The organism is Bacillus sp. V3-13 (genome assembly GCF_002860165.1).
GTDB lineage: Bacteria > Bacillota > Bacilli > Bacillales > Cytobacillaceae > Bacillus_BJ.
Window position 1 is genome coordinate 48011 of record NZ_PGUZ01000017.1, and the last position, 13905, is coordinate 61915.

Sequence of the window (13905 nt, forward strand, 5' to 3'; positions counted from 1 at the left end):
CGACTCGAGCTGTGAACATCATCGCTTGTGCCAAGCCATGATGTTCACAAGATACTCGAGGAAGCAAAGTCAGGGATGAAAACTGGCTAGGCGCTGGAGCTGGACATAAAAAAGCTTGGCAGTAAGACATACGGAGGTGGTTCATTGATGATAACAACAGAAGACAAAATCTCACAAATCATCAACGGAAAACGAGTCATTGTAAAAAAACCTGAACTGCTCGCACCGGCCGGTAATTTGGAAAAATTAAAAATTGCTGTGCATTATGGGGCAGATGCCGTCTTCATTGGCGGACAGGAATACGGCCTGCGTTCCAACGCCGATAACTTTACTTTTGAGGAAATGAAGGAAGGCGTCGAGTTTGCCAAAAAGTATGGAGCAAAAATTTATGTAACGGCCAATATTTATGCCCATAATGAAAACATCGATGGCCTTGAGGAGTACTTGCTCGGTCTGAAAGATACGGGCATCGCGGGCGTTATCGTCGCAGATCCGCTTATTATTGAAACATGCCGCCGGGTGGCCCCGGAAATTGAAGTCCACTTAAGCACGCAGCAATCCCTTTCCAACTGGAAAGCCGTCCAATATTGGAAAGAGGAAGGGCTTGAACGCGTCGTGCTTGCCAGGGAAACAAGCGCAGAAGAAATTCGCGAAATGAAGGAAAAGGTCGATATTGAGATCGAGGCATTTATTCATGGAGCGATGTGCATCGCCTACTCGGGCCGCTGTACGTTAAGCAACCATATGACAGCCCGCGATTCAAACCGTGGCGGTTGCTGCCAATCATGCCGCTGGGATTATGATCTTTACAAACTGGAAGGCAATAATGAAGTGGCCCTTTTTAACGAAGGGGATGCCCCGTTTGCAATGAGCCCGAAGGATCTTAAGCTGATTGAATCGATTCCGAAAATGATTGAGCTCGGCATCGACAGCTTGAAGATTGAAGGAAGAATGAAATCGATTCATTATGTGGCGACGGTCGTAAGCGTCTATCGCAAAGTGATCGATGCGTACTGCGCAGACCCGGACAATTTTACAATTCGGAAAGAATGGCTCGAGGAATTGGACAAATGTGCAAACCGCGACACCGCTTCAGCTTTCTTTGAAGGTGTGCCGGGGTATAAAGAGCAAATGTTTGGAAATCATAGCAAAAAGACGAAATTTGATTTTGTCGGCCTTGTTCTTGATTATGATCCGGAAACACAAATCGTTACCCTTGAGCAGCGCAATCATTTTAAGCCGGGACAGGAGGTCGAATTTTTCGGTCCGGAAATCGAAAATTTCACACATGTCATTGATCAACTATGGGATGAAGATGGCAATGAACTTGATGCAGCGCGTCATCCCCTGCAGATTGTCAAATTCAAAGTAAACAGGCCGGTCTACCGAAACAACATGATGCGAAAGGAGCTTTAAACCGATGAAACGCAAACCTGTTGTTATTGGTGTAGCCGGCGGTTCCGGCTCGGGAAAAACAAGTGTTTCAAAAGCGATATATGATAGCTTTAAAGGCCATTCAATTTTAATGATTGAACAGGATTATTATTATAAAGATCAAAGCCATTTGCCTTTTGAGGAAAGGCTTAAAACGAATTACGACCACCCGCTTGCATTTGACAATGATTTATTGATATCCCACCTGAAAAAATTGCTTGCTTATGAGCCGATTGAAAAGCCTGTATACGATTATACGATGCACACAAGGTCCGGCGAGGTCATCGCTGTCGAACCAAAAGAAGTCATCATCCTCGAAGGCATCCTCGTTTTGGAAGATGAGCGGCTCCGCAACTTAATGGATATCAAATTATATGTCGATACAGATGCCGACCTGCGAATTATCCGCCGCCTCCGCCGCGACATCAGGGATCGCGGCCGGAAGATGGATGCGGTTATTGAACAATATGTCAATGTGGTTCGTCCGATGCACAACCAATTTATTGAGCCGACTAAAAGATACGCAGACGTGATCATCCCTGAAGGCGGTCAAAATCATGTGGCGATCGACTTAATGGTCACTAAAATTCAAACAATTCTTGAACAAAAATCATTTTTATGAAACAATAACGTATATATCATTAAAATGTCCTTGTGACCGACTTGATGCGCGCCCTTAATAAGAGGACGCGCTCCTATGTATTTGCATTAAGTGAGTACATTACATACCTTAAACACAATCTATTGGGGGTTGTGAAACTAGAAGGAGTGAAGGGTTTTGGCTGCAGAGAAAGTATTCCCGATGACACAGGCTGGAAAAGAAAAGCTTGAACAAGAATTAGAACATTTGAAAACGGTAAAACGCAAAGAAGTGGTTGAACGGATTAAAATTGCCAGAAGCTTTGGCGATTTATCCGAGAACTCTGAATATGATTCAGCGAAAGAAGAGCAGGCTTTTGTTGAAGGCCGGATCACGACTCTTGAAAATATGATTCGCAATGCAAAAATCATCGAAGAAGACGAAATGAACAGCGACTCTGTTTCGTTGGGACGCTCAGTTACATTTGTCGAGCTTCCTAACGGAGACGAAGAAACGTACACAATTGTCGGAAGTGCAGAAGCGGATCCGTTTGAAGGGAAAATTTCGAATGATTCACCGATCGCAAGAAGCCTGATGGGCAAAAAAGTCGGCGACGAAGTGTCCGTTCAAACACCTGGCGGAGAAATGAACGTCCGGATCATTTCAATCAAGTAATTTAAAGCGCCCGCTGCTTGCGGGCGTTTTTCAATCTGAATTGGCTGTTTTTACAAGATCCGTTTGAAAATGGACAACCTCGTCAACACTTTTGATGAGGTGTTTTTTATGTGGAGAAAACGGGCGCTCGTTTGGCTTTTTATATGCTTATCAGGATTGATGCTGCTTTTGGGCAGGCTCGTCCAGGTTCAATTGATTGCCGCCGAAAATTTTTCAAAACATCATATTAACTTGCTCGAAGCAAGTGTCCAGCAACGCTCCCAGGAGATGGTGATTGATAACGGCAGGGGGAATTTTCATGACCGGAATGGCCGGCCGATCACCTATGAAAAGAAATCGGTATTAATCCTCTTCCCTTTTCTTAAAAAAATGGAGTGGGATGCGGAAGCGGTAGCAAAAATCATTGGTGCCCCCAAGGCAGAGCTGATCGAAGCAGTGGCAAAAAATAAGAAGCCGTTTGCGTTTCGCTCACCCGAACCTTTGACATTAACAAATCATCAAATGGACCGCATCAATTCCTTAAAAATACCGGGTGTGTTTGCGGTAGAACAAAAATATCAGCTCGGGAAAGTTCCGGCTGGACAGTTAATCGGGATTACCGGAGAAAACACAGCGGAGCTTCAAAAAAGATATCCTGGAAAGGATCTTTCACCGCAAACATTGATTGGCGTCTCGGGTCTTCAGGAAAGCTTTGATGAGTTTTTGCTCCCGGAAGGAAAGTCGAAGCTCGTCTTTCACGTGGATGGCGATGGCGGGCCATTATTTGGAATCAACGTGAAATACGTAGACCCGGCAAATCCGTTTTATCCGGTCAATATTAAAACAACATTGGATATTGACTTGCAGAAACGGGCCGAGGAGCTGGCGGATCAGCACGGCATCAAAAAAGGCGGCCTCGTGCTGCTCGACATTGAGACAAACAGTGTGCTGGCGATGGTTTCCCGCCCCAATATCAATCTCAAGGATCCGTACAACCAAAACGGCATCACCAACATGATGCTCAAGGAGCAAATTATGGGGTCTGTCTTTAAAACCGTTATCGCCGCAGCCGCCATTGATTATGGTCTTGACAACCCGTCCCGGACGTTTGACTGCAGCAGGAAAATCAACGGGGAACCGGATACGACATATGAACATGGAAGCTTAAATTTTATTGATAGCTTTGCGAGAAGCTGCAATTATACGTTTGGACAACTGGCAAAGGAATTAAGTGATATCGACCCGAATCTGATTGAGGAATACGCGGATAAATTATCGCTGACGGGACAGGTTGGCTGGCAGGGCAATGTCTACCATTTTGACGATTTTAAACAAATGCCCGATGAAGATACCGGCCGGGTTTTCCGGAACGATCAGGAAAGAACCGACAAGAACTTTGTTGCCCTCTCAGGAATTGGGCAGCATGAAGTACGGGCAACGCCTTTAGCGGTGGCCAGCATGATGGCTGTGATTGCCAGAGGCGGGAAAAAAGAAATGGTCCGGGCGGTTTCCGAAATTGAATACAAAAATGGGACGGTGATGGCTGAGTTCCCTCAATCTCCGCTAAAAGGCGAAGGAATCGCTCCGTATACGGCGATGAAGCTTCAGCAGCTGCTTCGGGAAGTGGTGGTAAATGAAAATGGAACAGGCCGATGGTTTAGCGGCTTGCCGTACGAAGTGGCCGGGAAGTCGGGAACGGCGGAGACCGATATTTTTCATAATGAACAGCAGTTGCACAATAAATGGTTTGCCGGCTATTTTCCTTACCATGATCCTATATATGCCCTCGTTACAGTCAACCTTGACGTCCGTGAAGATGAGGGAGGAGTAAATCCTTTTTTTGCTGACATGGTGAAAGCAGTTCATGACCATCATCTCAAGCGATAAACCTTTCTTTTTTCGGCAACTGCCAAATATGAAACTGTCTTTCTGTAAAATATCCGAAACGTGAAGGATAATCGGGTTCATGTTAGAATAGATTCATGATAGAATGTTGGCAAGCTGAAAAAAGGAGGAAGGAACTTTGAACAGTGGGATGGATGGCCGTGATACGATATCCCGTTCTGGAATGCGGGCCAAGAAACGAAAAACAAATATTATTTTAAATAGCTTAATCGCAATAGTCCTGGTCTTGATTATTGTCGTAGCCACGTCTATTTTTGCGGGCGGCAATGACGAAGCGGCAAGCAACGATAAACCGATCGAAGAAAAAGCTGAAACCACGGACAAATTGAAAAACAGCAATTCCGAAAAAGAGAAATCACAGTCTGAAAAAGAAAGCAAAAATTCTGCAGAACGTGAAGAAAAAGCCGCCAGTCAATCGGAAAACAAACCATCCAGGGACAAGGCCGATGACGAAGCTTCAAACGACGAAGAAGAAGCCGACGATGAAAACGAAGAGGGCAGTGAAGATGATGAGCCAGTCGTCACAGCAGGCGGAAGCGATACAAATGTGAAAAACACGATTGTCAATCCGGGCTGGAAGCCAATCGGAACCTCGCAGACCGGAGAGCATCCTGCAGGCGTTTATGAGCAAGGTTCAACAGACTGGCAGGAAATGCTCCAGGCGGTTACGTACGCTACCGGGATTGACGAAAGCAATATGACCGTTTGGCGCCTCGAAAACAACGGAACGAACCGGTCAGTTGCGACGATTACTGCAAAGGACACGAAACAGCCATACAGGGTGTATATCGAATGGGTTGACAAGCAAGGCTGGAAACCGGTAAGAGTCGAAGAATTAATAGAAAACGATAAAGGGCAGTAAGAAAAGCGGAAGCGCCTTGGTCAGCCCCGACAAGCGCTGGCCGACTAAGAGCGCCACGTCCTGTGGCAACGTCGGCACTAGTACGTCCTGTACGTCGAAGGGCCTGACAGTGAAGTTGTTCTTTGACTTCATTGGCAGGACCGAAGCGACTCGAGCTGTGAACATCATCGCTTGTGCCAAGCCATGATGTTCACAAGATACTCGAGGAAGCAAAGTCAGGGATGAAAACTGGCTGGGCGCTGGAGCTGGACATTGAAATGCCTAACTAATTTTTCAAAATTTTTCTTTATTTAACTATAAACTAAAGCCGGCATTGAAGTGGCCGGCTTTTTCAACATTATCTTTTAGCTTTAAAATGAACAACCGCAGAGTAGAAGGTCCGCCCATTGTCATCTACGTGCATCTGGTGGGAAACAGAATGGACAGTAAGCATGATCGCTTTATTAATATCGATTTGTTCATTGATTTTCTTTTCTAAAGTTTTTAAATCTGCAGCTTCAAAAAATTCTACTTTATCTTCTAAAAAATCAAATTGAATGCTCATCGTATGCTCCTTCTGTTAAACAAGATTTCTTTTTATTCATTGTAAAGTGCCCAATCTTTTCTAGCAAGCTAATGGTTGCCATGCCGCGAAAAAGTATGGTAAATTGAGAACAAGCTTCAATTAATTCATACTATACTGATGGGAATTATCACATATGGAGAGTGACTATAATGGGGAAAGAATTTTTAGAGCTTTTTGAACAATGGGCTGGTTCTTATGATTCCAGTGTGAGCGGTCATGACATTGAATATAAAGAGGTATTTAAAAACTATCAACAAATTCTTGGCGAAGTCGCAGCACGTTCAAAAGGGCATGTTTTGGAATTTGGTGTTGGAACAGGCAACCTTACTGAAACATTACTGGCAAAAGGGCTCAAAGTAACCGGAATTGAACCTTCTCCGGCGATGAGAAAAATCGCTGAAGAAAAACTGGCAGGGCGAGTGGCTGTCCTGGACGGGGATTTCCTCAGCTTCCCTGAACTTGAACCGTTTCAAACGGTCGTCAGCACATATGCTTTTCACCATTTAACAGATAAAGAAAAAGCCGAGGCGATCGCCCGCTATGGTAATCTTCTCGCTCCCGGTGGTAAAATAGTTTTTGCGGATACAATGTACGAGTCTGCAGAGGCTTATAAAGAGGCGATTGCGGATGCCGTATCAAAAGGTTTTCACAATCTGGCAGAGGATTTGCAGCGTGAATACTACACGACAATTCCTATTTTAACGGAAATTCTTGAAGCGAACGGCTTCACAGCTAAATTTGAGAAATGCAATGATTTTGTCTGGATTATGGAAGGTGAAAAACGTTAAGAAAGAGGTATATCGATGAAAATAGCCATTATTGGAGCAATGGAAGAAGAAGTAGCGATTCTTCGCGACAACATTTCAGGCCGGCAGCAAGAAACAATCGCGGGCTGTGAATTTACAAGCGGATCGATGAACGGGGCTGACGTCATCCTGCTTCGTTCCGGGATCGGAAAAGTAAATGCGGCCATGTCGACATCGATTCTTTTAGAAAAATTCAAGCCTGATTTCGTCATCAATACAGGATCGGCAGGCGGCCTCAATCCCGGCTTGAATGTCGGCGACGTTGTGATTTCAACAGAAGTTCGCCACCATGATGTGGATGTTACGGCGTTTGGCTACGAGTATGGCCAGGTTCCCCAGCTGCCGGCTGCCTTTCAAGCTGACAGCGAATTGATCAGGCTTGCTGAGGATTGTGCAAAAGAAATCGAAGGCACCCAGGTTGTGACAGGATTAATCGCAACAGGTGATTCCTTTATGAGCGATCCGGAACGGGTCAAAGAAATCAGCCGTAAATTTACCGATTTGCAGGCGGTCGAAATGGAAGCAGCGGCGATTGCTCAGGTCGCTTATCAATTTAATAAGCCATTCGTCGTCATTCGTTCTTTATCGGACATTGCCGGCAAAGAGTCGAATGTTTCTTTTGATCAATATTTAGAAAAAGCGGCCTTGAATTCCGCCAATCTTGTCATGAAAATCGTCTCCTCATTAAAAAATCATCATTAGGACGGAGAAGAACGATAATGAAAGTTTACAAAAATGTGCACGAACTGATCGGCAACACACCAATCGTGGAATTAACCCGATTTCAGTTACCGGACGGTGTTCGTTTGTTTGCCAAGCTTGAGTTCATGAACCCGGGCGGCAGCGTCAAAGACCGCCTTGGCCAGGAGCTTTTAAAGGCTGCACTGGACAGCGGCAAGCTTGCTCCCGGAGGGACGGTTATTGAACCGACCGCTGGAAATACGGGAATCGGCCTTGCGCTTGCGGCGATTAATAAAGGGATCAAAGTGATTTTTTGTGTTCCTGAAAAATTCAGCATCGAAAAACAGGAATTGATGAAAGCGCTTGGCGCCCAAATCGTCCATACACCAACGGCAGATGGAATGAAGGGTGCGATCCAAAAAGCGCAGCAGCTGCTTCAAGAAATTCCTGGTTCATATTGTCCGCAGCAATTCAGCAATCCGGCAAACCCGGAAACGTATTACAAAACGCTTGGTCCGGAGATATTTAAGCAAATGGATGGCCATATAGATGTTTTTGTAGCCGGAGCAGGGACAGGCGGAACGTTTATGGGAACGGCCCGTTTTTTAAAGGAAAAGAAACCATCCGTGAAGACGGTAATCGTTGAACCGGAAGGATCAATTTTAAACGGCGGCGAAGCGGGCCCGCACAAAACCGAAGGCATCGGCATGGAATTTTTGCCTGATTATATGGACCCCGCCTATTTTGATGCAATCCATACGGTTTTGGATGCAGATGCGTTTTTTTTAGTAAAAGAATTAGCGGCGAAAGAAGGCCTTCTCGTTGGCAGCTCTTCCGGCGCGGCTATGCATGCAGCGCTTGAAGAAGCAAAAACGGCAAAGCCCGGCACCAATATTGTCGTGATTTTCCCGGACGGCAGCGAACGCTACTTGAGCAAAAAGATATATGAAGGAGGAATTTAAATTGAGACGGAAAACGCAATTAATCCACGGCGGAATTGCCGGAGATCCGCATACCGGCGCGGTATCTGTGCCGGTTTATCAAGTAAGCACATACAAGCAGGAAGGCGTCGGCGGCCACAAAGGGTTTGAATACTCCCGGACCGGTAACCCGACGCGGCACGCATTGGAGGAACTGATCAAGGAGCTTGAAGGCGGCCACGCAGGCTTTGCGTTCGGATCAGGGATGGCGGCCATTACAGCGGTGATGATGCTGTTTAACAGCGGCGATCATGTCATTTTGACTGATGATGTGTACGGCGGCACATACCGCGTGATGTCAAAGGTGTTAAACCGCTTTGGCATTGACAGCACTTTTGTCGATACAAGCAATTTAGACAATATTGAAAAAGAAATAAAGCCAGACACAAAGGCCATTTACCTTGAAACCCCGACAAATCCATTGCTGAAGGTTACCGACATTGAAGGTGCCGCCCAAATTGCCAAAAAACACGGGCTATTAACCATTGTCGATAATACATTCTCCACTCCATACTGGCAGAATCCACTTGAGCTCGGAAGCGATATTGTCCTCCACAGCGCCACTAAATATCTCGGCGGCCACAGCGATGTTGTTGCAGGGCTTGTTGTCGTTAACAGCGAAAAACTGGCGCAAGACCTCCATTTCGTGCAAAATTCAACCGGCGGCGTGCTCGGGCCTCAGGATTCATGGCTATTAATGAGAGGGATAAAGACATTGGGGGTACGCATGGAAGAGCATGAAGCGAGCACGGCGAAAATTGTCCAGTTTCTTCTTGACCATCCGGCAGTCTCAAAAGTGTATTATCCTGGTCTCGAAAGCCATCCAAACCATGAAATCGCCAGGAAACAAGGCAGGGGCTTTGGAGGCATGGTTTCCTTTGACGTCGGCAGTGAAGCAAACGCAGATAAATTGCTTGAAAACGTGAAATATTTTACTCTCGCCGAAAGTCTTGGCGCTGTTGAAAGCTTAATTTCGGTGCCGGCGCGGATGACGCACGCATCCATTCCAGCGGAGCGTCGTGCAGAATTAGGGATCACGGACGGACTTGTAAGGATCTCTGTAGGCCTGGAGGACGCAGAAGATTTAATAGAAGATCTGCAGCAGGCATTGGAAAAATAAATTTTTAACGTGAAAAGGCCGCACCTTTACGGGCGGCCTTCTTTAAAAGGTAAGTACAAAATACCAGAGCGGTTGTGGTATTTTTTTTACGAGTTTAAGCATTCGCTGGCAAAGCTGACATTTATTACTTCCTCTATGTATCTTGCAAATATGTTAAAGTAATCTGGTAAGTTTAAAAACAAGAAGCGCAGGTGAATGGGAAAGTGAAACACAGTGCAAAGCATGTTTACGAAAAAATGGTCGATTTTAAAAGGTTCGGAACGATTCTGCTCTCTGTAGGCGCTTTTTTCTATTTAGGAGCAATTATCCCGTCAGCGGCAAATACGATCGGGGATTTATATATGATGATGGCTGCCTCAACAGGTTTCCTGGCCGGATCGATTTTTTTCTTTACCGTTTCAAAGCAGTATCGAAGCAAGCTGTCTGAAATGGACGAAGGCGAAGAATATTTAATGAAGAAGTAAACGTCCTTGGCGGGCGTTTTTTTATGCTTTTTTTTAATCGAGATACGGCTCCGGGCTTTTTAACTATTTTTAAGAAAAGGGTTTACAACAGGTTGAAGTGTGGATATAATTACCACTGTAAGCAAAAATTCGCAAAGGAGGTCGATTACAGTGATCAGAACAGGCAAAGGTATTCATAAAAACTTCATACAGAAAATCACACATTCGACCGCCGGGGATTGGACTGCTTAATTTATTCTATAATGTCTATCATGCCGCAGGGAGAATTGTGCCCTGCGGCATTTTTATGCCTGTTAAACATAGAAAAGGCCGCAGAGTCTGTACTTCTCTGCGGCTTTTTTGCGCGATTGGATAGATAAAGGAGGTGAACATCACTATGACTCTGAACATCCTTTTTTTAACGATAACAATCAAGAGACGAAAATTATCAGCCGAACAAATGCTTCAAGAAGAACTGGTTCAAAACCTTATGGAAAAAAACAAAGATCGCCAATATTCCATGTATCGTACGTTTTAATCCAATCATCAAAAATTTGAAAAGAAAGGTGGTTTTTTAGATGATATTTTTCATGCAAAATCGTCAAGCTTGCTTATGGGTGGAGAAGGATACCACCTAACAGAATAATTTGCAGGAGGTATTTTTATGTATCTCAACATTTTATTGCTGACGCTTATATTTCGGAAAAAGAAAAATCGCAAGTTAAACAGCTAGTCAATATTGGTAACAAAATGTTCACAACCCCGAACAGTATGCGCTATGAAAATATGGTACATTCTAAATAAATCATAAGCTTACTAAAGGGGCGGGGAACATGTTCATGATCGTTATCGCATTTTGTATTACCGGGGCAATTGGCTGTATTATTGCAGCCGAGGTAAGTGTGGAAGCTTAATTGTAAACGTAAAAAAACGAAGGCACCAGCCAATCTTATGGCCGGTGCCTGTATTATTATCAGGGATAAACTGAATTTACCGAGAATATATTGCTATTTTCACTGATATTTATTAATGATTGGCAAATCATTTGGTGCAGGAAACATTTTTAAGTCAAAATAAATATTCTGGACAGACACAAACATCCCGCTCTTTTCATAGGAATTAATTATAGGCAAAAGACTATAAGCGGGGGTGGAAAAAATGTCCGGAATTTTGACAGCGCTTGGTTATTTAGTCAAGGAAATTATTTTTCTGGTTTCCTATGTTAAAAACAACGCATTTCCCCAACCGTTATCGTCCGCTGAAGAACGAAAATACTTGAGATTAATGGCCAAAGGGGATGCACATGCCCGCAACATGCTGATTGAACATAATTTACGCTTAGTTGCCCATATCGTCAAAAAATTTGAAAATACCGGCGAAGATGCGGAGGATCTTATTTCCATCGGGACAATCGGTTTAATTAAAGCAATCGAGAGCTACTCAGAGGGAAAAGGGACGAAGCTGGCAACTTATGCGGCCCGCTGTATAGAGAATGAAATACTGATGCACTTACGCGCTTTGAAGAAGACGAAAAAGGATGTCTCGCTGCACGATCCGATTGGCCAGGATAAAGAAGGCAATGAAATATCCTTGATTGACGTTTTAAAATCCGAGTCCGAGGACGTTATTGATACGATTCAATTAAATATGGAGCTTGAAAAGGTAAAGGAATATATTGATGTCCTCGATGATCGTGAAAAAGAAGTGATTGTCGGCCGTTTTGGCCTTGATTTGCAAAAAGAAAAAACGCAGCGGGAAATCGCCAAAGAACTCGGTATTTCCCGGAGCTATGTATCAAGAATTGAAAAACGGGCCTTAATGAAGATGTTCCACGAATTTTACCGGGCAGAGAAAGAAAAGCGAAAAAACAGCAGCTAACATCGAATATAACTTTCGTGCGTACAATAAGCTTATCACTATAACGAAGCTTTCCATGCGAAAATGGGAGGCTTCTTATGGTTGATTTCATAGAATTTTTAAAAAAATAAGCCTATAATAGTTACGTATATATTTAAGGGGGTAACCGGATGACGACATCGAAGTATTCAGAAGTATGGGATTTGGATGTATTTTTTAAAGGCGGGAGCGACTCGGACGAATTTACAGCCCACCTCGGGAAGACTGCTGAACATATTAGCCATTTCCACGAGCGTGTGAAGCTGTGGAGCCCGGTAACGAGCTCAGCGGACAGCAAGGAGCTAACAGAATTAATTGGCGAGTTTGAGAATGTGGCAAAAATGATCCGCCAGGAAGGGGCTTTCGTCAGCTGTCTCCAGGCGCAAAATACGGAGGATCAAAAAGTAAACGCACTGCGTGTCAAGGTTACAGAATTGAGCGCCTCGTTCCAGACAGCTTTAACAGTGTTCGACCAGAAATTGACTTCGTATAATCAGGATACATGGGAAGAAATCGTGCAGAGCGAAGGTTTGCAGGACCTTGCCTTTGTGCTTTCAGAGCGCAGGGAAAGGGCAGCCGAAAAGCTGTCAAAGGAAGAGGAAACGATCATTAATCTTCTTGGTATCGACGGATATCACGGCTGGAGCCAGATGTATGATTTAATCGTCAGCAATACAAAGATTCCATATACGGAAAACGGTGAAGAAAAGCTTCTTTCAGTCGGACAGGCCGCCAATAAATTTTCAAATCCAGACCGTTCGATTAGAAAAGAAGTGTTCCGAAATTGGGAGAAAGCGTGGAATGCGAATTCCGATTATCTTGCGAAAACGCTTAACCATCTTGCCGGTTTCCGGTTAAATGTATATAAAGCGCGTGGCTGGGAAGACGTCCTGAAAGAACCGCTTGATTTAAACAGGATGAAAAAAGAAACACTTGAAACGATGTGGGCGGTTATTTCCGACAATAAAGAGCCGCTCGTTAAATTTCTAAACCGCAAAGCAAAGCTGCTCGGGCTTGAAAAACTAGGCTGGTATGACCTGGATGCCCCGCTTGGCAAAACCAAATCAAAAATGCCGTATCAGCAAGGTGCGGAGTTTATTACAGAACAATTTGGCCTGTTCGGAGCGGAAATGGCTGATTATGCAAAAATGGCATTTGAACAGCGCTGGATTGAAGCTGAAGACCGGGCCGGCAAAGCACCGGGAGGCTTTCATACCTTTTTCCCTGAAAGCAGCCAGTCACGGATTTTTATGACATACTCCGGAACACCTTCGAACGTTTCGACATTGGCCCACGAGCTTGGCCATGGATTCCATACGTATGCGATGCGGGACCAGCATTTATTAAACCGCAATTATGCGATGAATGTCGCTGAAACAGCTTCAACCTTTGCTGAAATGATCGTCTCGGATGCTTCTGTAAAAAATGCAAAAACAGCAGAAGAAAAGCTGGCGCTGCTTGAAGATAAAATCCAGCGTTCCGTCGCCCTGTTAATGAATATTCATGCACGATTCCTGTTTGAGACAAGATTTTACAAGGAAAGAAAGAACGGAATAGTCAGTGCGGAAAGGCTGAATGAATTAATGGTGCAGGCCCAAAAAGAAGCTTACGGGGATGTATTGGAAGAATATCATCCGTCTTTCTGGGGTTCGAAGCTGCATTTTTATATTACCGGGATTCCTTTTTACAATTTCCCGTATACATTTGGCTATTTATTCTCACTGGGAATATATGCGAGGGCGTTGGAAGAAGGAAGAGGCTATGAACAGAAATATATCGATTTGCTTAAAGATACTGCTTCAATGACGGTAGAAGAACTGGCGCAAAAGCATTTAAACGAGGATTTAACAAAAAGGGGCTTCTGGGAACAGGCTGTCAAACTGTGCATCGATGATGTCGAGGAATTCCTTGCGCTTACAGAAAATAAATAACACGTTTTAATCAGCGGCTATTGACAAAATGGGTAAGAAAGAATCATT

Annotated in this window: 14 protein-coding genes; 13 read left to right on the top strand and 1 reads right to left on the bottom strand. The window is 44.4% G+C overall.

Annotated features, from left to right (window positions below; all coding sequences use genetic code 11):
- Window positions 1–147: 147 nt before the first annotated feature.
- The 5 genes from CU633_RS07285 to CU633_RS07305 all read left to right on the top strand — a co-directional run bounded on the left by CU633_RS07285 (window position 148) and on the right by CU633_RS07305 (window position 5435).
- Window positions 148–1416 (top strand): peptidase U32 family protein, encoded by a 1269-nt coding sequence (locus CU633_RS07285; protein ID WP_101659065.1) that lies wholly within the window; start codon window positions 148–150, stop codon window positions 1414–1416.
- 4 nt (window positions 1417–1420) lie between these two features.
- Window positions 1421–2056: a uridine kinase gene (udk, locus tag CU633_RS07290; RefSeq protein ID WP_101659066.1), complete on the top strand. Its 636-nt coding sequence runs from the start codon at window positions 1421–1423 to the stop codon at window positions 2054–2056.
- A 156-nt stretch (window positions 2057–2212) separates the two neighbouring features.
- A complete protein-coding gene (gene greA / locus CU633_RS07295; protein ID WP_101659067.1) occupies window positions 2213–2689 on the top strand; it encodes a transcription elongation factor GreA in 477 nt (158 codons plus the stop codon).
- Window positions 2690–2797: 108 nt separating this feature from the next.
- The gene (locus CU633_RS07300) at window positions 2798–4555 is read left to right on the top strand and encodes a peptidoglycan D,D-transpeptidase FtsI family protein (RefSeq protein ID WP_101659068.1); all 1758 of its coding nucleotides are present in this window, start codon (window positions 2798–2800) and stop codon (window positions 4553–4555) included.
- Between the two features lie 136 nt (window positions 4556–4691).
- Window positions 4692–5435, top strand: coding sequence for a YrrS family protein (locus tag CU633_RS07305; protein ID WP_257958556.1), 744 nt, complete (start codon window positions 4692–4694; stop codon window positions 5433–5435).
- 337 nt (window positions 5436–5772) lie between these two features.
- Here the strand turns inward: CU633_RS07305 and CU633_RS07310 are convergent, their stop codons facing one another.
- Window positions 5773–5979: a YrzA family protein gene (locus tag CU633_RS07310; RefSeq protein ID WP_101659069.1), complete on the bottom strand. Its 207-nt coding sequence runs from the start codon at window positions 5977–5979 to the stop codon at window positions 5773–5775.
- A 170-nt stretch (window positions 5980–6149) separates the two neighbouring features.
- Between CU633_RS07310 and CU633_RS07315 the strand changes: the two genes are divergently transcribed.
- From CU633_RS07315 to CU633_RS07350, 8 genes are all read left to right on the top strand, one after another.
- Window positions 6150–6788: a class I SAM-dependent methyltransferase gene (locus tag CU633_RS07315; protein ID WP_101659070.1), complete on the top strand. Its 639-nt coding sequence runs from the start codon at window positions 6150–6152 to the stop codon at window positions 6786–6788.
- Window positions 6789–6803: 15 nt separating this feature from the next.
- A complete protein-coding gene (gene mtnN / locus CU633_RS07320; RefSeq protein WP_101659071.1) occupies window positions 6804–7508 on the top strand; it encodes a 5'-methylthioadenosine/S-adenosylhomocysteine nucleosidase in 705 nt (234 codons plus the stop codon).
- Between the two features lie 17 nt (window positions 7509–7525).
- Window positions 7526–8449 (top strand): PLP-dependent cysteine synthase family protein, encoded by a 924-nt coding sequence (locus CU633_RS07325; protein WP_101659072.1) that lies wholly within the window; start codon window positions 7526–7528, stop codon window positions 8447–8449.
- 1 nt (window position 8450) lies between these two features.
- Window positions 8451–9587 carry a bifunctional cystathionine gamma-lyase/homocysteine desulfhydrase gene (locus tag CU633_RS07330; protein ID WP_101659073.1) on the top strand — a complete coding sequence of 379 codons (1137 nt, stop codon included), beginning with the start codon at window positions 8451–8453 and terminating at the stop codon, window positions 9585–9587.
- A gap of 203 nt (window positions 9588–9790) precedes the next feature.
- Window positions 9791–10051 (top strand): YrhC family protein, encoded by a 261-nt coding sequence (locus tag CU633_RS07335; protein ID WP_101659074.1) that lies wholly within the window; start codon window positions 9791–9793, stop codon window positions 10049–10051.
- A 376-nt stretch (window positions 10052–10427) separates the two neighbouring features.
- On the top strand, window positions 10428–10568 hold the full coding sequence (locus tag CU633_RS07340; protein ID WP_101659075.1) for a YrzI family small protein: 141 nt from the start codon (window positions 10428–10430) through the stop codon (window positions 10566–10568).
- Between the two features lie 620 nt (window positions 10569–11188).
- Window positions 11189–11908: an RNA polymerase sporulation sigma factor SigK gene (sigK, locus tag CU633_RS07345; protein WP_101659076.1), complete on the top strand. Its 720-nt coding sequence runs from the start codon at window positions 11189–11191 to the stop codon at window positions 11906–11908.
- A gap of 149 nt (window positions 11909–12057) precedes the next feature.
- The gene (locus CU633_RS07350) at window positions 12058–13857 is read left to right on the top strand and encodes a M3 family oligoendopeptidase (RefSeq protein ID WP_101659077.1); all 1800 of its coding nucleotides are present in this window, start codon (window positions 12058–12060) and stop codon (window positions 13855–13857) included.
- Window positions 13858–13905: the final 48 nt, after the last annotated feature.